General features: G+C 51.7%; 17 protein-coding genes. 7 read left to right on the forward strand and 10 right to left on the reverse strand.

Features of this window, described 5'->3' with window-relative positions:
* Nucleotides 1-73: 73 nt before the first annotated feature.
* Nucleotides 74-2,479 (reverse strand): hybrid sensor histidine kinase/response regulator, encoded by a 2,406-nt coding sequence (locus tag SH451x_RS07060; protein ID WP_479361740.1) that lies wholly within the window; start codon nucleotides 2,477-2,479, stop codon nucleotides 74-76.
* Between the two features lie 271 nt (nucleotides 2,480-2,750).
* Nucleotides 2,751-4,097: a chromate efflux transporter gene (gene chrA / locus SH451x_RS07065; RefSeq protein ID WP_479361741.1), complete on the reverse strand. Its 1,347-nt coding sequence runs from the start codon at nucleotides 4,095-4,097 to the stop codon at nucleotides 2,751-2,753.
* A 292-nt stretch (nucleotides 4,098-4,389) separates the two neighbouring features.
* Here chrA and SH451x_RS07070 point away from each other — a divergent pair, with 292 nt between their 5' ends.
* On the forward strand, nucleotides 4,390-5,031 hold the full coding sequence (locus SH451x_RS07070; protein WP_479361742.1) for a phosphopantothenoylcysteine decarboxylase domain-containing protein: 642 nt from the start codon (nucleotides 4,390-4,392) through the stop codon (nucleotides 5,029-5,031).
* Between the two features lie 157 nt (nucleotides 5,032-5,188).
* Nucleotides 5,189-5,938, forward strand: a complete 750-nt coding sequence (locus SH451x_RS07075; protein ID WP_479361743.1) for a hypothetical protein — start codon at nucleotides 5,189-5,191, stop codon at nucleotides 5,936-5,938.
* 116 nt (nucleotides 5,939-6,054) lie between these two features.
* Here the strand turns inward: SH451x_RS07075 and SH451x_RS07080 are convergent, their stop codons facing one another.
* On the reverse strand, nucleotides 6,055-6,513 hold the full coding sequence (locus tag SH451x_RS07080) for a hypothetical protein (protein ID WP_479361744.1): 459 nt from the start codon (nucleotides 6,511-6,513) through the stop codon (nucleotides 6,055-6,057).
* A 192-nt stretch (nucleotides 6,514-6,705) separates the two neighbouring features.
* Between SH451x_RS07080 and SH451x_RS07085 the strand changes: the two genes are divergently transcribed.
* Nucleotides 6,706-8,406: a fatty acid CoA ligase family protein gene (locus SH451x_RS07085; RefSeq protein ID WP_479361745.1), complete on the forward strand. Its 1,701-nt coding sequence runs from the start codon at nucleotides 6,706-6,708 to the stop codon at nucleotides 8,404-8,406.
* Nucleotides 8,407-8,570: 164 nt separating this feature from the next.
* Here SH451x_RS07085 and SH451x_RS07090 read toward each other — a convergent pair whose 3' ends face one another.
* The 3 genes from SH451x_RS07090 to SH451x_RS07100 all read right to left on the reverse strand — a co-directional run bounded on the left by SH451x_RS07090 (nucleotide 8,571) and on the right by SH451x_RS07100 (nucleotide 10,355).
* The gene (locus SH451x_RS07090) at nucleotides 8,571-9,107 is read right to left on the reverse strand and encodes a cytochrome P460 family protein (protein ID WP_479361746.1); all 537 of its coding nucleotides are present in this window, start codon (nucleotides 9,105-9,107) and stop codon (nucleotides 8,571-8,573) included.
* 61 nt (nucleotides 9,108-9,168) lie between these two features.
* Entirely contained in the window at nucleotides 9,169-9,654 is a 486-nt protein-coding gene (locus SH451x_RS07095) for a hypothetical protein (protein WP_479361747.1), read from the reverse strand.
* A 137-nt stretch (nucleotides 9,655-9,791) separates the two neighbouring features.
* On the reverse strand, nucleotides 9,792-10,355 hold the full coding sequence (locus SH451x_RS07100) for a hypothetical protein (protein ID WP_479361748.1): 564 nt from the start codon (nucleotides 10,353-10,355) through the stop codon (nucleotides 9,792-9,794).
* A 354-nt stretch (nucleotides 10,356-10,709) separates the two neighbouring features.
* Here SH451x_RS07100 and SH451x_RS07105 point away from each other — a divergent pair, with 354 nt between their 5' ends.
* Complete coding sequence (locus SH451x_RS07105) at nucleotides 10,710-12,146, forward strand: phytoene desaturase family protein (protein WP_479361749.1); 1,437 nt, start codon at nucleotides 10,710-10,712, stop codon at nucleotides 12,144-12,146.
* Nucleotides 12,133-13,053, forward strand: a complete 921-nt coding sequence (locus SH451x_RS07110; RefSeq protein ID WP_479361750.1) for a DNA cytosine methyltransferase — start codon at nucleotides 12,133-12,135, stop codon at nucleotides 13,051-13,053. Before SH451x_RS07105 ends, SH451x_RS07110 begins: the two co-directional genes overlap by 14 nt.
* Before the next feature lie 7 nt (nucleotides 13,054-13,060).
* Here the strand turns inward: SH451x_RS07110 and SH451x_RS07115 are convergent, their stop codons facing one another.
* A complete protein-coding gene (locus SH451x_RS07115; protein WP_479361751.1) occupies nucleotides 13,061-13,441 on the reverse strand; it encodes a hypothetical protein in 381 nt (126 codons plus the stop codon).
* Nucleotides 13,442-13,798: 357 nt separating this feature from the next.
* On the opposite strand from SH451x_RS07115, the gene SH451x_RS07120 reads away from it, so the two are divergent.
* Nucleotides 13,799-16,510: a COG1361 family protein gene (locus SH451x_RS07120; RefSeq protein ID WP_479361752.1), complete on the forward strand. Its 2,712-nt coding sequence runs from the start codon at nucleotides 13,799-13,801 to the stop codon at nucleotides 16,508-16,510.
* 73 nt (nucleotides 16,511-16,583) lie between these two features.
* On the opposite strand, the gene SH451x_RS07125 is transcribed toward SH451x_RS07120, so the two are convergent.
* The gene (locus tag SH451x_RS07125; protein WP_479361753.1) at nucleotides 16,584-17,618 is read right to left on the reverse strand and encodes a hypothetical protein; all 1,035 of its coding nucleotides are present in this window, start codon (nucleotides 17,616-17,618) and stop codon (nucleotides 16,584-16,586) included.
* Here SH451x_RS07125 and SH451x_RS07130 point away from each other — a divergent pair.
* Entirely contained in the window at nucleotides 17,617-17,802 is a 186-nt protein-coding gene (locus tag SH451x_RS07130) for a hypothetical protein (RefSeq protein ID WP_479361754.1), read from the forward strand. The genes SH451x_RS07125 and SH451x_RS07130 overlap by 2 nt on opposite strands.
* A 1,036-nt stretch (nucleotides 17,803-18,838) precedes the next feature.
* Here the strand turns inward: SH451x_RS07130 and SH451x_RS07135 are convergent.
* Both SH451x_RS07135 and murB read right to left on the reverse strand, forming a co-directional pair.
* Nucleotides 18,839-19,762, reverse strand: coding sequence for a cell division protein FtsQ/DivIB (locus SH451x_RS07135; RefSeq protein ID WP_479361755.1), 924 nt, complete (start codon nucleotides 19,760-19,762; stop codon nucleotides 18,839-18,841).
* Between the two features lie 81 nt (nucleotides 19,763-19,843).
* Nucleotides 19,844-20,722 (reverse strand): UDP-N-acetylmuramate dehydrogenase, encoded by an 879-nt coding sequence (gene murB / locus SH451x_RS07140; RefSeq protein ID WP_479361756.1) that lies wholly within the window; start codon nucleotides 20,720-20,722, stop codon nucleotides 19,844-19,846.
* Nucleotides 20,723-20,889: the final 167 nt, after the last annotated feature.

Here is a 20,889-nt window from a genome sequence, read left to right on the forward strand (position 1 = left end):
CTTTTGCAATGTCAAAAAAAGAAACGAACCGCTCGCGTTGCATTCTGTTGCGTATATTCGCATGCTTTACGCGTCAAACAGCGCAGTGAACTGCAAGACCGATCCATTTTGCACAAACGTCCAGCAGTGTGCGTCGGTCAATCGGTTTGGTGATATAGTCGCTGCAGCCGGCATCTAAGCACTTCTGGCGATCATACGACAATGCATGAGCAGTTAATGCAACAATCGGCAATTCACTGCCACGTAAACGCAAAGCGCGTGCAAGCGCATAGCCGTCCATTATGGGCATTTGAATGTCGGTTAGCAACATGTTAAACGGATTGCCTTCGGACTCAGCACTATCAAACATGAGCAATGCGGTTTGTCCATCATCGGCAACTTCGACGATTGCGCCCGCCTTTCGCAATATGAACGCGATTAGTTTCTGATTATCCAAGCCATCTTCGGCCAAGAGAATGCGCCCGTGAAGTCGCGTCGATGTTTCATCACTTTTGAACGCCACGGTAGGAAGCAGGCTAACCCTCTCTCGCGCTAGCGCACCATGTGGTAGTACGGCCGGAAATTCAAGCCGGAAGCAAGAGCCCCTTCCGATATCCGATCGTAGCAAAGTGACGTCTCCACCCATGAGATTTGCCAGACGCCGACTGATCGTGAGACCAAGTCCAGTTCCGCCGTGTTTTCGCGTCACCGTGCTGTCGGCTTGTTCAAATGGCTGAAAAAGGAAGCTCGCTTGCTCCGGAGTCAAGCCGGGGCCAGTATCTTCGACGTCAACGATCAGTGCCGCTGTCTCACCAAAATCTTCGAATCTTCCTGTCAGCGTAACGTGTCCCGCCTCGGTAAATTTGACTGAATTCCCGACCAAATTCATTAGTATCTGACGAAGTCGCGTAGGATCGCTCAGAACAATACTCGGAACCGGAGTTGCAAGTCGAGCTTCCAGGGTTACACCTTTCCCTGCAGCTTTTGGCTGCAATAGATTTTCGACTTCGCGCATAATTACAGGCAGCGAAGTCTCGATGCGTTCGATGCTTGTTTTATCTGCTTCAATTTTGGAAAGATCTAGCACGTCGTTTATGATGCTCAGCAAATGTCGCCCTGCATTGGTAATTGTATCCATCGTTTCCAACCGACGGGGAGGTGCAAACGCAATATTTCCATCTTCACGCAACACTTCCGTGAAACCGAGGATTGCGGTCAAAGGTGTTCTTATCTCGTGGCTCATATTCGCCAAGAATTCACTCTTCGCTCGGTTTGCCGTATCAGCCTGACGCCGAGCTATCTCGAGAGCAATTTCGCGTTCGACTTCCGCCGTAACATCCATCGCGGTGCCGTACAACTCGACGATTTCGCCAGTGGAGTCACGGCGAGTTCGGCCTTCACAACGCACATGCTTTACGACCGAGTCGGGATTGCGAATCTTGACAACCAAGGAATATGGAGTGCCATTTGAGACAGCTGTTTTAACAGCATTATCGATAATCCTGGCATCTTCGGGAGCAAAGCATTCTAGGAAGCCGCGATAGTCTGGTTCGCCTTCGGTTGGAGCGTAGCCAAATATTTTGAACTGCTCTTTGGACCAACGAATTCTGCCAGTCGCCAACTCGTATGTCCAGTTTCCCAAGCGAGCGACCGCCTGGGCCTCTTCCAGCAAATCTTTGGCTGCTTTCAATTCATTGGCGCTACGTTTTGTTGCAGTAACGTCGTGAATATACCCGTGCCACAAAGTAGACCCGTCCGGCTCGCGTTCCGGTACAGAATTCCCTGACATCCATTTCTCTTCGCCATTCTCAAAGCGTACGCGAAACTCAAGCTGCCACGGGCTGAGATCGACAGCGGAAGCTGCGATGGCCGCCTGCAAGAGTGGGAAATCCTCGGGATGCACATAGGCAAATGCCTTCGTCGAATCTTCAATGACCTCCGCCGGACGGACGCCGAACAAATTGTAAAGTCCATCGCTGCAATACGGAAAACAAGATGTTCCGTCAGGACGGAGACGGAACTGATAAACGAAACCTGGCAGTCGACTCGCAATCTTTTCGAGCCGCTGTAGCGACTCGGACTGCACGCGTTCCGCTAACTTTCGTTGTGTGATATCGCGAAAAGTCCACACTCGCCCGTAATAGATGCCTTCCGAGTTCTTCACTGGTGCAGTGTAGCGTTCTAAAATCGTACCATCGATCAGTTCGATCTCATCACGACCAATATGACTAGGATTGCCGGTCAAATGCCTAACGCCTTCCACGAAATGATTTACATTATCACTCGAAGAGCGAATGTCAGACCCGTCGTTGGAATCGATGTTATTTTGAGAAGTTACAGACGAAAGTTGCCAGAGTTCTCGAATCCTGGCGTTTTGGTGAATGATGTGACCCAGGTTGTCGACGACGAGGATTCCATCGAGCGGTGAGTCTGCCACAGCTTCAAAAAATGCCGTCTTGGCCTGCAGTTCTTGCAGCAATTGCTGCGGATCGCGTAACACAATCAGCTCCGTGGTTCATTGAATTTTTCGCTGACCAGTTGCAAGGACTACCGTTTAGGGAATCATTGTCAGCGTATTGGACTTTCTAGACCGATACATCCTTAACTCATAGGTTTCTTTCTAGGTTGGTTCAAATCGTCTGCTTCGCGAAAGTTTGATTTTTCAGCGACTTGCAGGTTTTGCAGACCTTTGCACTTCACCAACTTTCTGCGACAAAGATGACATACACCCCCAACGAGAGCCGTCTAAGCTTCTACGTAACCTACCCTCTCTAGTACTGAGACCTTGCTAGAGTGACCCCTATTCCGAGCACACAACATATCGCGAGCGTTAATGCAATGCCTCGACGCCAATAGAATGTTATAAAACATGCTGCCACTGAAATTGCGACGGAGGCAGGATCGATCGATGCAAGGACTGGCAGCGAAACAGATCCGCCCAAAAATTCGCGAGGCGTCACTTCGGCAAACCAGGTGTGCACGGCGAACCAAACTGCTAGATTCAAGATGACTCCGACGACGCAGGCTGATATCGACTGCAGCGCGACAGCGATCCAGCGGTTGTGCTGCAACCTTTCCACGTACGGCGCTCCAAGAAAAATCCACAGAAAGCACGGGACGAAGGTCACCCATGTCGTGACGACTGCGCCCAAAATCCCTGCCCACAGCGGTTCGAGCGAGCCTGGATTTCGGTATGCACCCATAAATCCAACATGCTGCACGACCATTATTAACGGGCCTGGTGTTGTCTCTGCCATGCTCAAACCGTCCAACATTTCGCCGGGTTGTAGCCAGCCATAGACATCGACGGCTTGTTGGGTAACGTAGGCCAACACCGAATACGCACCTCCGAAAGTGACGACAGCAACTTTGCTAAAGAACGTGCCTTCAATAACAAGCGTGTGGAGTGGACCGAGCGAACGTGCTAACACAGCAAGTGGCACAAACCAAATTAGCAGGCATGCTATGATAACTCGCAGACTGCTTAAAATAGAATAGCGAAACGACGAAGTCTGCGAATCGCGTGTCGCCGGAGCGTTCTGGAAGTTGTGTTGTGAGATGAAGACTTGCACTATTCCGATCGCGGCGGCCAGTACGATCAGCACCGGAAATGGAACTTGAAATAAGAAGATTGCAATGAAGGAAGCGGCAGCAATCGCGTAAGCTGCTCGTTGTCGAAGTACGCGGCGACCAATTCGTACAACGGCCTCAAGCACAATGGCAATTACAGCAGGCTTAAGCCCATAAAAGAAAGCTTCAATCCAAAACGACTCCTGGTATGTTGCATACATGATGCTTAACGCAAGGATGGATAAGAAGCCAGGGACGATGAACAGTATGCCTGCAATCAACCCTCCGCGGGTTCGATGCAAAATCCAGCCTATGTAAGTCGCAAGCTGCTGGGCTTCTGGCCCCGGAAGTAGCATGCAAAAATTCAACGCGTGCAAAAATCGTTCTTCACTAATCCAGCGCCTCTCCTCGACCAGGATGCGATGCATAACTGCGATTTGTCCGGCTGGGCCTCCGAAGCTCAAAAGAGCTACCCGGCACCAGACCCAAGTTGCTTGGCGGATCGAAATTGAAGATCGCGAGACTTGATCGATGGAGTTGGCGTCCAATGGATTCTCGAATTACATAATGCCGAAGTGGTAGCTACATTAAACCAAACTTCGAATTGGGTTGCATACTCGATTTGGGCATTTACCGAACAAGGGCAGATATTTTGGCAGTCGGGGTACTTGCGCCGCCGAAAATGCGAAGCGTTGCTTGTCGGTTATACTCGCCCACCAAAGCGTCGCAAAGTCTAAAAGCATGCGGGGTGGACTCTTCAAGCGATCGTGGCTTGTTAAAATGCAGGACCTGCATCGCAATCTATTTTGTAAGACTTCACACTCGCGGCAATTTGCACTGATGGCGAAAGTTGTAATAACGTCTGGTCCGACCCGTCAATACTTGGATCCTGTCCGATATCTGACTAATGCCTCCAGTGGCCAAATGGGTTGTGCACTAGCCGAGATCGGATTGAAAAACGGACACGACGTTACAATCGTGAGCGGCCCTGTGAATATTATATATCCCGCAGATGCTCGTGTCGTACATGTTGTTACGACGCAAGAGATGCTGGAAGCGACCCAAGAGCACTTTCGAAATGCAACAGGTTTGATCGGAGTGGCCGCCCCGTGTGATTATATGCCGCGCGTTATCGAATCGCAAAAGATTCCCAAGACGGGCGACAATTTGAAGTTGGAACTGATCGAAACGCCGGATATCGTGGCCACGGTAGCCGCGGCCAAAAACGAAAACCAGTGGGTCGTTGGTTTTGCATTGGAAACCGAAGATCATCGGCATCGAGCGATCGCTAAAATGCAACGTAAGCGTTGTAATTTGATGGTCTCGAATTCCGCAGATGCGATCAATGCCACAGAGACCGACATTGAAATCCTCAACGCCGATGGGATGTTAATCGAACATGTCGTCGGGTCGAAAAAAGCAGCCGCGCGACGCATATGGGCTGCAATATCGGCCTATTGTGACGTGAGCTGCAAACGCTAAGCAACTACACTCGCGCGGGTCGGCGCACGAAGTCATCTTGAGAAGTTAGGCCAAATCAACGGGGTACGGCCGCGCGCAGGCAACTGCTGATTGTTCGACTATACTGATCAAAGCACAACTAGGTAGTGCAGAAATCCGTCCTTCCGGAAGACCCAAAATGCCACAAGCTCCTCTGATTCCCTCAAACTGGCAGTTGCCAGATTTTTTTCGCAACCGGCTCGGGAGCACCGCCGGTCGACAACGTCTGATGGTTGAAGAAGATGCGTTGCTGTTAGTCGTGCATGAAGTTCCTCACCCCGACGAAGACAGTCGACGCGGACTTTTGCTATGGTTGGATGCGGATGGAAATTGGCGAGCGAGCAACGGAGATCCCGGCAAGGTCGGGATCGAAAACTTGCTGACCCGTTATAGCAAACGTTTGGATGAGTACGATCAGATGGAAAATAGTGCAGCCAAGGCCGATGACTATCTGAAAGTACTTGATGGCCTTACGCCGCTGACTCGTTCGGCAAGAAATCTGCTCGAAGTGCTTGAAGAGGCGCGGAAGGCTAAACCCAAAGAACGAATGCTGATCGAGCAACGGGACCGCGCTTATGAAATGGCACGACGTTCAGAGCTTTTGTATTCCGATGCAAAGAACGCCATGGATGTCGCAGTCATTCGACGAGCTGAACAGCAAGCGATCACTTCGCATCAAATGGCGGTTGCGGCGCACCGCTTGAACATTCTGGCCGCCATTTTCTTTCCCTTTGCGACCCTAGGTGCAATCTTTGGCACGACGCTGACCGAAAACTGGTCTTGGGCCCAGTCGACAGTGCCATTTCTATTGTTCTTGGTGGCAGGTTTTTTCGGCGGGACCGCTCTGTTTGTATTCCTACAAGGCAGCAAAAAACAGTCGATCGGCTAGTGCACTGCTTGTGGACTCATTGAGGAAATCGGTCTAACGATTCCCCCCAATGAGCTGAAAGAGCATACAGCACCGTGCTTGACAATTTTGCCTGTTACGGGAGCACCGACCAACGCCTAGTCATCCAGTTCTTCATCGACGTCAACCGGAAGCGTCAAGTCGTCATCGTCGTCGTCCTCTAAGCCGGGTTCACGACTTCCATCATCAATGGTAATCGATGGCGAACCGATGTCGTCCATAACTTCGTCATCGTCAGGTTCGATTTCATACTCGTCTTGCAGTTCTTCTTCGAAATCGTCATCGAACTCGTCATCGAAATCATCAGGGTCAAAGTCGTCAAACGGATCTGCCTGAATATCTTCGTCTACATCGATTTCGACGTCGTCGACTTCTTCGGGAACCGATTCTTCTTCGTCGTCGTCTCCCCACGAGTTACGGGGACCACGCATTGGTTCCTGCGTTGCGAGTGCTTCCTCAAACCAATCCTGTACGCACGCGCCGCCAACGGACGAACCAGGCGAAAGAATATCTTCCGTAGGCTCGTAAAACGTAGAATTATTTGGAGAATATTGCACGCTGTTTTCCTTGATCCAGTAAATTTGCCGCTCTTCGCAGGATTCCATCCGAATTAGACGCCCTGCCAAGCCAACGACTTGTACCTCGACGCTCCGTCCAGGCTAACTCCTAAGGTCAGTTATGCTGCTATTAAGGTGAAGCTTGTTAGACGGACTGTCAAGATGACGTGACTGTAGGTTAGACTTTTGGACATGAATCATTCGAATGTGGTGGCAAACTGTAACATTGCCGATCGATTATGCCAACAAGCATCTGCGAGGCCAGACGCAATTGCTGTCGCCACGCCGCTCGGCAAGTACGCTGCTGGCCGATACAAACCGCTCCGCGATAGGCCCTATCGGACGATTTCTTTCGACGAATTAAGCCAAAAGGTCAACCGAATTGCAGCGGGGCTACAACGACTGGGGATGAAACCGGGTGACCGAATCGTACTGCTCGTAAGGTTCGGCGAAGATTTTATCACGCTCGTTTTCGCATTGCTGAAAGTTGGCGTGACGCTTGTGCTGATCGATCCAGGGATGCCGCGAAAGCACCTGCTCGCGTCACTTGAGTCGGTCAATCCGAACGGTTTTGTGGCCATCCCACAAGTTCACTTTGTCGTGAAAATTTTCGCTAGTCGATTTCGGGCAGCCGTCAAAAATGTGACAGTTGGCCCGACGTTCGGACTGCTGCCCAAACCCACATTTGCGCAGCTTACACATAGCCACGCCAATACCTTCATCGCGCCGAGCATTTCGGCGAGCGATCCGGCAGCGATCATTTTTACAACCGGTAGTACAGGACCACCGAAAGGCGTTTTGTACACCCAGCAAACATTCAATTCCCAAGTTGACCAGCTGATTGGGCATTATGGTATCGAGCCAGGCGGTATCGATCTCGCGTGCTTTCCGTTGTTCGGTTTGTTCGATGCGGTGATGGGAACTACGACTGTAATTCCCGACATGAATCCAATCAGACCTGCCGAAGTTGATCCCCCGCGACTGTTGGATGCAATCGATCAATGGCAGATCAATCAAGCGTTCGGATCGCCTGCACTTTGGCGTGCGGTCGGACGATATTGCGATACGACTGGACGTCAATGTCCTTCCCTGCGATTCGTTTTATCGGCAGGTGCACCCGTGACTCCGCAGACGCTCATGTCGATGCAGCAAATGATGCATCCCGAAGGCAAAATGTTTACACCCTATGGTATGACAGAAGCCCTCCCCATCGCCTCGATCGAATCTCGAGAAGTGCTCGGCGAGACCGCGAGTCTGACGGAAGCTGGACGAGGCACGTGCGTGGGGCGAAAATTCAGCGGTATTGAATGGAAGCTCATCGAAATATCAGATGAACCCATTTCGCAGATCTCCAGTGCAAAGTTTCTGGGCCCCGATTTGATTGGCGAACTAATCGTCTCTGGGCCCGTCGTGTCAAAGCAGTACATTACTCGAGCTAATCATAATGCTATGCACAAGATCGACGACGATGGTAAAGTCTGGCATCGAACAGGTGACGTCGGGTACTTTGATGAGAATGAACGCTTCTGGTATTGTGGGCGCAAGTCGCACCGCGTCGTACTGAACAATGGCGAAACGATCTTTACTGAACCATGTGAGGCGATCATCAATCGACACCCGCAGGTCTTTCGAAGTGCTCTCGTCGGTGTGTCGACGACTCAAGGCACAGTTCCCGTGGTAGTCGTCGAACCGATGGATCAGTCGCTTTACCGTTCCAAGTCTGGAGTCGCAAAGTTGCTAGCGGAGCTTGTGCGGACGGCGAAAGGCAGCGAGTATACGAATCGACTCGAGAAGTTTTTAATCTATCCAAGCAAACTGCCAACAGACATCCGCCACAACTCAAAAATTTTCCGTGAGCAACTTCAGGTTTGGGCCCAAGAAAAGATTAGGTAAGAATTATTTAGGGGGAGGGAACGCCTTGATAAGCTCAAACCCAGCAAGCCGACTTGGCTAATACTGGGACTGCTTGGGGCTCGAAATACACCTCAAGCTGAAGTCAATGCAATTAACTGTAAACTGTTTGACAGACTGATTTACATTGACTGCGCTCATATTTGTCACTGGGATTCCTCTCGGAGGTAATCGCGTGTAACGTAGCCTGTGCTTTTGTATTCAGCATGGCATTGGATGCAAGAATCGATGCGACCGCGGGCTTGGACTCGCCTCGATTTGCCATCGATTACAGTGTATTCCCAGTTTCCATTTTCATCATCGTAACCAAATGCCATTTTCCTCATAACGGTGAACAGTTCAGGCGATCGCTCTTTGCCCTCATGGAACTTTGTCTTCACTATTAACGCACCAGCGGGGTACTCTGCGTTTCCCGTCCGGATTGCTTTCTCCGCATCGCTGGAAACATATACGTCGCAGTAAGAGGGTTTAGCAAATCCGTCATGTACCCTATGTGGCTGTGAGTTATAGACAGTACACAAACTTGCTGTCGAATCATCCATTTTGTGTGGCTTTTCAGTTATCCGCACGAGTCTGTCCAAAGAGATAGCGAGGTTCTTAACATATTCATCAGACGCGACAGCAACGAATTGCATGCATGCAATGAAAAGAACTAAAAATACAATTTTTCTTAAGCGATTCATTTTGGAACTCTTTGCAAGGGACAACCGCATTCAGCAAGCTATAACGAGAAGGTTTTTCAGTTCAGAAACAAACTGAGTCCCGATTCTGTCCGGCGCTCTGTGCTTTAGCATATGTATGATTGTGCGTGAACCTGCCAATCATGCCACCCAGCACAGCAAGAATGGAGTTAAATACACAATTTCCGATGTATCTCACTCGATTTCTCGCCGCATCCTGAAACCTGTTGTCTGCTTGGAAGTAATCGTAATTCGTACCGCGGTGCAAATTATCGTTAGGATGCCAGTTGCTGTATGCGCCATTCGGCGCAAAGTAAAGTTCTGTGATCGTTCCAGGCATAGAATAGAACTCCCGAAGCGAGAGTCCGCAAACGAAGTAGTAAAATCCGATTCCGAATACAGAGAATCCTACCCAGTACGCCCGAGTGGCGTTGCTCGTGACGAAGATCAAAAGCACGGCATACATGAGTTGTAAAGCGATGACCATAGAAAGCACAGATACCAATATGCGGTTCAACGTCAAGACGCTTGCTAGACCAAGAGAAATCACTGAAACATTTAGAAGTATTGTTTTTATTGTCAATTTCCAAACCGAGGCGACGAAAGGATTTATCTTCTGAAACCACGTGAAAGTGGGCTCAGCTAAAAACAACTCGATTGCGATGTTATTGCCGGACTGAAGTGAGGCTATTCGGTTTTCTCGGGCTCTGATGTTGGAGTGTTTTCAGCCGCCGGTGTTTCGTCCGCTGTCAATCGTTCAACGCGACCGAAAAGATGTCCGCCCCGTTCTCCGTGTTGCCATGTGCCTGCGTAGCGATCGCCATGAAATAGAACGCGTGCGGAAAACGTACCAAGGCCCGGAATGAATAACTCGTCGAGCGTGATTACCGGTGTCTTGTCTGCCCACTCCACCATTACCGCGATAGGAACAGTGACGTCATGATCGCCATACTTGATCCGCGTCTGCATGCCCCACAGCCCCTCGTCGTCCAATTTGCTGACGCTGCGTAGTTCATATCGCTCTTCTTTAGCTTCCGAGCCGCCGTCCATCGTAAACCGTCCAACTAGCTGCGAATCATTCAATAGTTCTTGGAAGGACTTTTCGAGCGAGGCCTGTGTGTCTTGAGAATCGGCAGGCTTTTCTTCCGCATACAGTGCCGGATTCCAACTAACAAGCGAGAAGGAACTCCAACCAATCGCGCTGGCCAGCCCAAAAGTCGCGAAAGATCTTGTACTGAATCGAGATTTCATTGTTTGAACCACACGTTTCGAAGGGATCGAGAAAGGATTCGACTTGCCGCTATTATAGCCTTGATACCAGCAGACAAGTGGATGTCAGGGGCGTTTTGTCAGGTTACGGTACCATCGGGCCTATGTGTCGAGGACCGAAATCCTGTTTGCGAGCTCGCCTCGTACAAATTGCATCGCGGAATCGTCAAAAGCCGTGATCTGCACGTCAAGGTAATCGGCCGGTGACCATTGTCCTAACCGGCTGCTTGTGAAACAATTACGCCCGCTCAAAAACCTACAGATTATTCGCTTGTTAATGCCCACAGAGCACCGCGACTTTTCTGACTTTAACACGCCTTGCCTTTAACAACCCCAATGCCCAAAGATTTCCTCGCTGGTACTAAAGATTTTTACGACTGCATCGTGATTGGTTCGGGGTTGGCCGGGATGACGGCGGCAAACATTCTAGGGCGAGCCGGACATCGCGTCCTGCTGCTGGAGCAGCACTACAAATTGGGTGGCCTGGCAACCTGGTTCAAGCGACCTCGTGGCCACATCTTCGACATCTCGCTGCACGGTTTTCCTTACGGCATGATCAAAAGTTGTCGTCGATACTGGGGCGAAGATATTTCGAGTCGGATTGTTCAGCTAAAAAACATTCGCTTTGACAATCCGATGTTCTCGCTGACGACAACGTTTAACCGCGAAGACTTTACGAGACTGCTGACGACCCAGTTTGGAGTGGAGGCTGCGACTGTCCAAGCCTTCTTCGACACTGCGCGTGGGATGAATTTCTACGATGATCAATCAATGACGACGGGCGAGCTGTTCGAGAAATTTTTTCCGGGACGCGAAGACATTGTGCGACTGCTGATGGAGCCAATCACGTACGCGAATGGATCTACGCTAGAAGATCCGGCGATAACCTACGGCATCGTGTTTTCTAATTTTATGGCCAAAGGTGTCTTCATTTACGAAGGTGGCACCGACGATTTAGTTTCGCGAATGGGGCAGGAACTCAAGACGAACGGTGTCGACGTCTGTATCAACTCTCAAGTTAGTAAAATTGAAGCAGACTCAAGCGGAGTAAAAGCGGTCATTGTCAATGGAAAACGAATCGCATGCCGCTCTGTGGTCAGCAATTCAAACTTGCGCGTTACCATCGAACAATTGGTGGGACCTGAGAATTTTGATCCGCAATTTGTGGCCGACGCCCGCGCCGTTCGGCTCAACAATTCTAGCACTCAAGTGTATATGGCGATCAAGGAAGGCGAAACGATCGACGAGGATACTGGCGATCTGCTTTTCTGTTCCACTGCTCATGCGTTTCGGACCGATCTTTTGTTAAGTCGCGATATCACGTCGCGCACCTTCAGTTTTTACTATCCACGTACACGTCCGCATGCTCGCAAACGTTATGCGGTGGTAAGCAGCACAAATGCAAACTGGGACGATTGGGCCAATCTATCGGAAGAAGATTATGCGGCCAGCAAAGCAGATTTAATTGAAACGACACTTGCAGCGCTGGAAAAATATGTGCCCAACTGTCGGGAAAAGATCGATCACGTTGAAGCCGCTACGCCGAAGACGTTTCATCATTACACCCAGCATCGCTATGGCGCAAGCTTTGGTACGAAGTTTGAAGGCTTAGCTGTTTCTCGAGCTCTGCCGCAGCAAATTCCTGGGCTTTATCATGCTGGAAGCGTCGGGATCATCATGTCCGGTTGGCTTGGTGCGATTAACTATGGCGTAATCGTTTCCAACGAAGTCGATCAACTATTGCTCAAGAATCAACAAAGTGCGCATTCTTGAATTGTTCGCGGGCATCGGCGGTGTCTCTGAAGCAGTTCATCGCGGTTACGAGATGCCAGTAAGCATCGTGGCTGCAATTGACATAGATGCGACTGCACGTTCGGTTTATGCTGCAAATTTTGCGTCTTCCTATCAAATAGCTGAACTAGAGTCGTACGATGCAGCAAAGTTAGCAGGCTTCGAGGCGGATCTCTGGTGGCTCAGCCCGCCCTGCCTGCCATTTACGATTCGCGGTCACCGTAAAGATTTGGCCGATCCTCGGAATCGCGCGCTGCTGCGATTGGTTGAGGTGGCACTTCATGTTCGTCCCGCTTGCATGATCATCGAAAACGTTGTCGGATTCGACGAGTCGCAAACCCGAGCGTTCATCGAGAACCGCTTTAAGGCCGCTGGCTATCAAACGGAATGTTTGCAACTATGCCCAAGCGACTATGGTTGGCCGAATCGTCGACGAAGAGTTTACCTTGCGTTATGGCGCTGCCAGGCTGAGTCGGAACGTCTCAAAGTTAAAATTAGAGTACCGCCCACTAAGTTAAGCGATCTTATTGACGATAAGATCACACTGCAAAGTGATCCGTCGTTGTATCTTGCTGCGGACGATGTCGCTCGATATCAAAGCGCGATGGATCGTATTGACATCCGGCAAGAGGCGGCGTGCTCGGCATGTTTCGGTGCATCGTATGGTAAGTCACTGTTGCAAGCGGGCTCGTACATACAGGATGAACATGGCTTAAGACGGTTTTCGCCACGGGAAGTCGCACGGTGTTTAGGCTTTAGCGATCAATTTGAATTACCCGTACATCTCAGCCATCGCACCGCCTGGCGATTGCTCGGAAACTCACTCTCAATTCCAATTGTGCGTTCCGTCATTGCCGCAGCACAACAGCATTGCTTCGGAGGTTTTTGAGAGGCAGCTACTTCTTTGCTTGCGCAACGTTGATGGCGCCATCTTGGATCGCTTGCCGGTAGCCACTACCGTAGCCCGCTTGCAAAGCAGGCTCGTCGGCCAGCATATCGGTCCATTTCTCCCCCCAAACCGGCCGGTAATTGCCCTGTGGTAAGTGGTTGCTACCCAGTGAGCCGTCGTTGTAACCGCGGCGAAATCCCTTTTCCCAGTCAGTCATCTGGCGACCGACGTGAGTGGGATTCGGTGCGAAACCTCGCCGGCAAAGGTGCCAGTCGGCCCGATCTTCGACAGTTCGTAACCAAAGGTTGCTGCATGTCTGAGCCGGCAAGGTGACTCGGCAACCGACCGAACATGCGGCGGCCAGTGCTGCGACGAGGTTGAGTAACATGGAGGGTTTCATCTGCATAATCGGCCTAAACGAGAGGATACGCATCATCGATTCATTTCGTCCATGTAAAGAAACGTGCATACTTTCAGTTCGACCAGTGGCATGCTATTCAATAAATTGGCCGCGGCTTGAGCTTAAGAAGTTTGACATAGTGGACTCACAACGCGATTTGTACGAACAATCGTTACAGCAAGCTTTTGGCTGCAACCTTTTAGCGACGAAAAATCGCGCCGTGACTTGCTTTGCGAGTTACGCTTGTCAGCCAAGAAGTGTCGGCAGAAGTTCTATCGCTGACAATTCAAGCTGCGCTGATTACGGAACGAAACAGCTAATTAGTTGGAGGAGCCAACGCGTACGATGGCTCGGCGACAAGACGTCAATTCGAAAGCCACAGGACATGGACCGGTCCAACTCTCCCGGTCTACCAGTCGTGGCTACGTCTGCGCCCAACGCTCGGAACTTAACCGTCTTGCCTTTGCAGTCCTCGCACTGTTGGTTGTGATCAGCAGCGGCTGCACAGCACTGCGCTTGCCAGCGATCGATCCAACTGGAAATCGACTCTTCCTGCCCAAAGGTAACTCGACTCAGTTAACCCTTCCAAGGCTGCACGGCAACGATGAAACAGCCGGCATATTTCCATCGCCCGCGTATCGTGAGCCTCCGCCTCCACCGGCATGTTTAGAAGGGCCATCGATCGCTCCCACCGTCAAGCCTGCAGGATTACGCTCACAGAGTGCGGCGAGCGACCGAGGTCGGTGCGGCGAGTTACTGTTGACGCCGACGCGAATTGTTGCTCCGGTCAATGGCGATGTAGTGTTGCTGAGCGGTATCTGCGGCCAAGACGGATTGCTGGTTGCTGGCGAAACGATCGAATGGATGATCTCGCCCGATAGCGTTGGTCAAATCATCGAAGTCGGAGACGATGGTTCTTCCGCCAGCAATGGACTTTTTCATCGCACTGAAACGAAGGTTAAGAAACTGGGAGTTGACTATGCTCACGGGATCACTGCGTTTGATGATCAAGTTGTCACACGTGGTTCAGGCAAGCTGGCCGATGAATTGCCGGTTCGGAAAGGGCAAACGTGGATTTCTCTCTCGAGTCCAACGGAAGGCATCACACGCATCACAGCTCTAGCGCCCGATGCTGAAGTTTGGGACAAACGTCGGCAAACGGCAACTATTTATTGGGTCGACGCTCGTTGGCAATTTCCGAACCCAGTCACAATTCCCGGTACCAGCCCAGCCGAATTGGTGACTCGAGTAACCAGATCCGAAGGCTTTGCGCCAGCCGATGGCTGGATCGTTCGCTACCGCAGCTTAAATCCCGAAGTAGCGTTGTTCGCTCCGACCAATTCGGATGTTGCCGACGTACGGGTTGACTCCGACGGTAAAGCGGCTGTCACGCTGAACAATATATCCGGTCGCTCGGGCACGGCACTGATCGCGATGGAAGTCATCCGCCCGGCTCAGAATTCGGAAAACATCCCCGAGCTTCCGCTGGGACGTGGACAAGCAATCGTATCGTGGAGTATGCCCGAGCTCGTTTTAGACGCTGCCGGACCAGCACTCGGCGGCGTCGGAGAAACGCTGACTTACAATGCGACTTTGTCCAATATCGGTTCACTACCAGCCGACAACGCTCGAATAACGATGGTGATCCCGTCAGGCATGCAGTTGGTTGGCACGACGCAGACGCCGACTCAGTCATCACCGACCGCTCTTGCTTGGGACATCGGGCAATTACCAGCGGCGCGGCGATTCGACGTCGCCGTTCAACTGCGGGCGCAGGCGGATAGTGACTATCGCGTGCGATTCGATGCGTCAGGTCTGCCTAATGGTAAAGAAGTTTCGACACTCGTTACCAGTCCGAAGTTAAGTCTGCTGTTTCAGCCTGCTCGCGGTTTTGAGCAAGTCGAAGTTGGGCAGCAAGTGCCGATGGAACTAGTAGTGACCAACGACGGTCGTACTTCCATGGGAAACATTGAGATTACCATTGAAAGCTCCCCTGCACTCCAACACGCACGCGAGAATGCAAGCGTGGTACGGCAAACCGTCACGAACCTTCGTCCTGGCGAATCAAGAACGTTGAACCCAACTTACATTGCTCGTCAAGTCGGTAACTTACAAGCGACCGCAATTGCCAGTTCAAACTCCGTGGAACTAGCGAGGCAGACAACAGCGGTGCAAGTCGTTGAAGCGACGCGTCGCGAGCCGCGGATTTCGCTCGATTTGCAAAAGTCTGACGCAACCGACCTTGTTACGGTCGGTCAAGTATTCAGTACGCGCGCTGTCGTTACAAATTCAGGCCAAGTCCTGCTGCAGAATGTGCAAGTCGAGGTAACTTACTCCGCATCGCTGTTGCCCAAGATGGCCTCCGAAGGTGCTCAAGATCTTGCTCAGCAGCGTCGATTGGTTTGGACGATACCTTCGTTAGATATTGGCCAAACGTTGGGGCTCGTAACGCAATTCGACTACAACGGATCGGAAGCGACGCCGCTCGTAACCGCATCGGCTCAGACATCACCCCAAGTTCGCGCCTCGGCCGTGTTGAACTTACGGAATGCAGCCGGTGGTGGTAGCGAAGTAATGCCGCCTTCTGATGTTCAACCGCCAACCCAAGTCCTGCCTCCTGGTTCGTCTCAAGGCAGCGTTTTGCCGCCGCAACAAGTGTTGCCCGGGAATGGTGCTAACTTGGCGCCGTGGCAATTGATCATTGAACCTGTTCGCAGCCAAGTTCGCACAGGCGCCGTTGCACGTTACTCCGTAGCATTTCGAAACAACCGGACGTCGCCAGATCAAGGCGCTGCATTACGGATTCGAATTCCGGTAGGGACGCGTCTGCAAGCGATCTCGACCCCGGATGGTCGGCAAGTGTCTTTCAACGTATCTGCTGATGGAACGGAGATTTCGTTCGAACGCGTTAGCTTCGTTGGTCCCAATGAAACGCTCAAATACACAGTTGATCTAGTGCACCCGATTCCAGGAACCGCGACAATCCAAGCACTGCTGACGAGCAATTTGGACACACAGGGTGTTCAAGCGTCTGCGACCGTCGATGTGGTTAATTAGAAGCCACCGGACGGCTTGCGCCGTGCCGCTTTAATTTAGAAGCCTTGACGCCAGCAAAATCACGCGAATCAGATCAATTTACGCGCCGGTTCGATTGGGAAGCGTACTTGGAATAGCTTGCCGTCACAGGCGCGTCGTGAGCAAGTTGCAGAATGTTGCTTCGCGCGTCTTGAAAGTCGAGCATCACGATTTTCAAGTTGACGGGCATTCCAGCGGCGGGTTTCTGATACTTTGTTCCGAAGACCCACTCCTCCAACCAATTGCTCGGAATGCTTGGCTCGTAAAGGTCCAATGCCTTTCCAAGCATATGCACCGGAGTCGGTACGGCTCGCCGACTGATTTCCTTGGCATGGTTCGCAGCTTCGGTTTGCAGGCGAATATGTTGTTTTGCAAAATGCATCGCAGTTTGAGAAGCGACTGCGTCCTCATTTTGGTAGATCGCTACAAAATATCGAGCCGCTGAGAGTTGTTGATCTGACTTGCCGAATCGTGGGTCAGATGTAGCACCAAACGCGGAAACGCGAACTTCTAACAGGTCCCCCCTCCAACTGTAGGGGACTTCCAGGGTAATATGAAAGCGTTTGGCTCCTTCGAGTACTGATTGGGGGCCCCGGCGCATTTTGAAGTAAACTCCGGTGCGGCGATCTAAGGTGCCCGCTGAAGTTAGCATGTGCATCGGAGCGATCTGCTCCATCGCCACCGTCCTCGCTTCGTTGTCTCGGTACGACGCATGGCCGTCGGCACTAGCAAAGACGGGGTAGAAACCTTTGGCATTCAACGATGCTTCTCGGTCGACATTGTAAGACTGAGTCACTCGAACGTCGCCCGAAACATTGCTGTACATCGAAGTACGCGGCGTGAAATCAGCGACTTGAACGTCTTCATGCTGGGCGCGGACTTCTATCAACGTTTCGTTCAAACTGCCGCGGAATTCGGGCGAGACGATCGTTGAGATGTCGAGTGCGACATCCACAAACCGACTGTTGGGCAACTGTGGTGACAAGTGGCCGTGGGCGGCGCTATGTGCCGGTGCAAGTGCTGGTACGTCGAATGAAACTGAAGTCGTAGCTGTTAAAAGCGCAAGGCCAAACGTTGTGATGAATTCCATGACTATCCCCCTCCATGAGCAGCATGTGCTCCCGAGCGAGTCGCTCGAGCTTTCGCCGTCATCCCTGTTACAAGATGGTTTAGCGAATGTCATGCCACTGGTTGCTGTGTGGAATTCCCTGCAGCAAGGCGTTGGCTATCTCCGTAAATCGCACTTAAGCATTGCAACAAGCAAAACAAAGTAAGTGCGAGCCTGGAATCTAGCTGTGCCGTGAATCCGTCATGGATATAGGAAGTGGCGATCCGAACAAGTGGATTGCCGACATTGGACATCTTCCCGTGCCAGTGTCATTTTAGCGTTCAAGTGATGATGAACGAAGAAATCAGCGACGGGCCGATAAACTCTCGCCGCTAAGTTTGCCTAGACTGCCAACTCGAGGTCACACAATTATGCTAAACCAATCAACCCTCGCAGTTTAACACGGGCTGCCGTTGCTACCACTAAATGTCTAGCGAGCGATGCGCGGTCAATTGGAAAGGCCGATACTTCCCAACTGCGATTGATGTGTCAGCATATTGAGCTTAAACCGATGCCCTTGCCCCTTCCCCGTAGCTGCGTTCGCCAAGAACGCGGATGAAGTTCGGTGCGGTTTCCATTGTGCCCCCGGCTTCTAGGCGAAGCCAGCTACGATGCGCTTGCACTGTCTTCCCGTAGCTGCGTTCGCCAAGAACGCGGTTGAAGTTCGATGCGGTTTCTGAGACGCAACCGGCTTCTAGGCGAAGCCAGCTACAATTTGTTGGGTGCGACTGCTGGCTTGTCCAGCAGTGCTTGTGGTGTAACAGCAAAGCTACCCAATGCTCGACCGGCTTCTAGGCGAAGCCAGCTACGATGCGCTTGCACTGTCTTCCCGTAGCTGCGTTCGCCTAGAACGCGGTTGAAGTTCGGTACGCTTTCCATTGTGCCCCCGGCTTCTAGGCGAAGCCAGCTACAATTTGTTGGGTGCCACTGCTGGCTTGTCCAGCAGTGCTTGTGGCGTAACAGCAAAGCTACCCAATGCTCGACCGGCTTCTAGGCGAAGCCAGCTACGATGCGCTTGCATTGTTTTCTCGTAGCTGCGTTCGCCTAGAACGCGGATGAAGTTCGGTGCGCTATCCATTGTGCCCCCGGCTTCTAGGCGAAGCCAGCTACAAATTTATTGGCTTGGAACCGGGGCCTTCGAGCACGGCACAGGATGTGTCAGCCCTTCGGGCTTGAGTTCTTGGTCGGGAGATTCACCGGCGCTAGTCCGTAGGCTGACTTTCACCGACCGGTTCGCTGACCAATTGTGTTAGGAGTTGCTTACGTAGGTTAGCAAGCTTTTGCGCCGGAGCACCTTCGCCGGGCACTTCCTCACCAGGTGCATGCCCCCATTCGACGCGACGCCCATCTTTCAACTGCAGTTCGAATGTCCAGTTTGCGTACTGGGACGTAGATTCCGGGCGGACGTTGACTCCTTCAATGCCCAGTTCTACTCGGGCGGCTTCGAGGGCTGCACAGACTTCAAGTGCCTTGAGGATGCGAGGATCGTTGTAGGTTGACCCCACTGGACCCGTCGGTGCATCTACATCGGGGCAGAAAATTTGGAAATATCGCAAAATATCATCGGCGGTAAAATCCTTGTGCGGCAGATTTACTCCGTGTACATCCACAGGATAATAAAGCCCGTTGACTTGAGCCGATCCTGACGTCGAGTTTGGGTTGGGATCGGTGCGCACAATTTCGTCGCGATAGATGAAGGCCAAAGGTCGGCGAAACTCAACATCGACTTTAACTTGAGAGCCTGCCATCTTTTGCACCCGCAATACGCGCTCAATCCAAGGATGATTCGTGTACGCTTCGGCAATCGACGAGCAAGCTTCGCGGTCTCGCAACGAAATGCGTTGCAAATGGCTGCCCTCGTAGACTTCGCGGTTGATGTCTGTTTTTATGTGAGCGGGAACGGGCGTTAGTGTGATGTTTTCAGCTTTGAGGCCAAAGTAGCTTTGATCAAGGACATTAGCACCGAACTTGATCCAGAAAACATATCCGAGAATGATCAGAAGCGCGGGACCGACCATGCTGAGCGCGGCTGCTCGCGGGATGTTCGTCGCAACACGAGTCCAGGTTTCGAAGCTACGCGAAACGAAGGAGCGGTTTTCAGGCGATTCTGCTTCCGCTCGGGACATTCCTTTGTCACTCCGGTCCTAAACTTTACTTCCATGTTTAATTATGCTGCCTTCTTGCGAAAGCATTGACAGCCAAGGATGCTACCAAATTCGCAGATGTAACTGCAATTGCACTCCGGTCTTCTCTTCGATCGTTTCTCGTACGGAATCTAGCAGGCCGATGATGTCCGCACTGCTAGCATTTCCGTCGACGATGACGTAATTTGGATGTGCGGGGCAAAGTTGAGCGTTTCCGCGGCGATATCCGGCTAGCGAACACTCTTGGATTAAGTTCGCTGCGGTATACGGATCTGGGTCGATGAATGCGAGCGCCGTTCGAGTCTGCTGGTTCGGTTGATTCGCTCGTTTGACTATCCACAGCGTTTGCATGCGTTTTGTAAGCGCCGCTGGGTCGCCAAACTTCAGTTTGAGCTCGACATCTAAAATCACAAGTTCATCAAGCGAGCTTTGGCGGGTTCCGAAGTGCATGTGACTGCGATCGACGTGGACGACTGATCCGTCGCTGGCAAGTAGCCGTGCACTTTGGACCAGCGAACCAATGTCGCCGTTCAATGTGCCAGCATTATTGTGGAGCGCTCCGCCGATCGAGCCGGGAATGCCCACCAGATGTTCGATGCCGCCAAGTTTTGCGCCGATGCAGAAACTAATTAGATGGCTTAATCTGGCTCCGCCGCCGCAGCGGACCGTCTCGCCATCGGTGCTCATCGACGTGAAAACCGGCGATGCCAACGACAGGACCGCCCCCTCATAGCCGCTTTCACGGACCAGAAGATTCGAGCCGCCGCCGATGATTCGCATGGGAACACCTGCTTTGGAGCACGCGGTGACCACACCAATCAGCTCTTTTTCGCTGGACGGTTCAATCCAGTACCGAGCCGGGCCGCCGATGCCAAGTGTCGTGTAAGGCGCCAAAGGCTCGTTTTCGCGAACAATATGTTCAAATCCCGCCAAAAAACTCATGCAAAACTCGTAATACTTAGAAAATCTGCGATCGAACCAGTCATTTTAGCTGATTCCCACCATCAATTACCGCGCCCGGAACTTTTCCGCCATAGTTTTGTTTGCCCGGCGAACTCCGACAAGCCCACCACTAAATATGGTTCGTTAAAGGGGTCAGGAGTCAATTG

This window comes from Njordella aestuarii (assembly GCF_056494165.1).

Bases quoted from the DNA above. Each gene is read 5' to 3' on its own strand.
- murB (WP_479361756.1), bottom strand. From the start codon at position 20,722: ATGAGTTTTTTGGCGGGATTTGAACATATTGTTCGCGAAAACGAGCCT.
- SH451x_RS07120 (WP_479361752.1), top strand. From the start codon at position 13,799: ATGGCTCGGCGACAAGACGTCAATTCGAAAGCCACAGGACATGGACCG.
- SH451x_RS07075 (WP_479361743.1), top strand. From the start codon at position 5,189: ATGCCACAAGCTCCTCTGATTCCCTCAAACTGGCAGTTGCCAGATTTT.
- SH451x_RS07125 (WP_479361753.1), bottom strand. From the start codon at position 17,618: ATGGAATTCATCACAACGTTTGGCCTTGCGCTTTTAACAGCTACGACT.
- SH451x_RS07105 (WP_479361749.1), top strand. From the start codon at position 10,710: ATGCCCAAAGATTTCCTCGCTGGTACTAAAGATTTTTACGACTGCATC.
- SH451x_RS07090 (WP_479361746.1), bottom strand. From the start codon at position 9,107: ATGAATCGCTTAAGAAAAATTGTATTTTTAGTTCTTTTCATTGCATGC.
- SH451x_RS07135 (WP_479361755.1), bottom strand. From the start codon at position 19,762: ATGTCCCGAGCGGAAGCAGAATCGCCTGAAAACCGCTCCTTCGTTTCG.
- SH451x_RS07085 (WP_479361745.1), top strand. From the start codon at position 6,706: ATGAATCATTCGAATGTGGTGGCAAACTGTAACATTGCCGATCGATTA.
- SH451x_RS07070 (WP_479361742.1), top strand. From the start codon at position 4,390: ATGGCGAAAGTTGTAATAACGTCTGGTCCGACCCGTCAATACTTGGAT.
- SH451x_RS07130 (WP_479361754.1), top strand. From the start codon at position 17,617: ATGACTATCCCCCTCCATGAGCAGCATGTGCTCCCGAGCGAGTCGCTC.
- SH451x_RS07100 (WP_479361748.1), bottom strand. From the start codon at position 10,355: ATGAAATCTCGATTCAGTACAAGATCTTTCGCGACTTTTGGGCTGGCC.
- SH451x_RS07115 (WP_479361751.1), bottom strand. From the start codon at position 13,441: ATGTTACTCAACCTCGTCGCAGCACTGGCCGCCGCATGTTCGGTCGGT.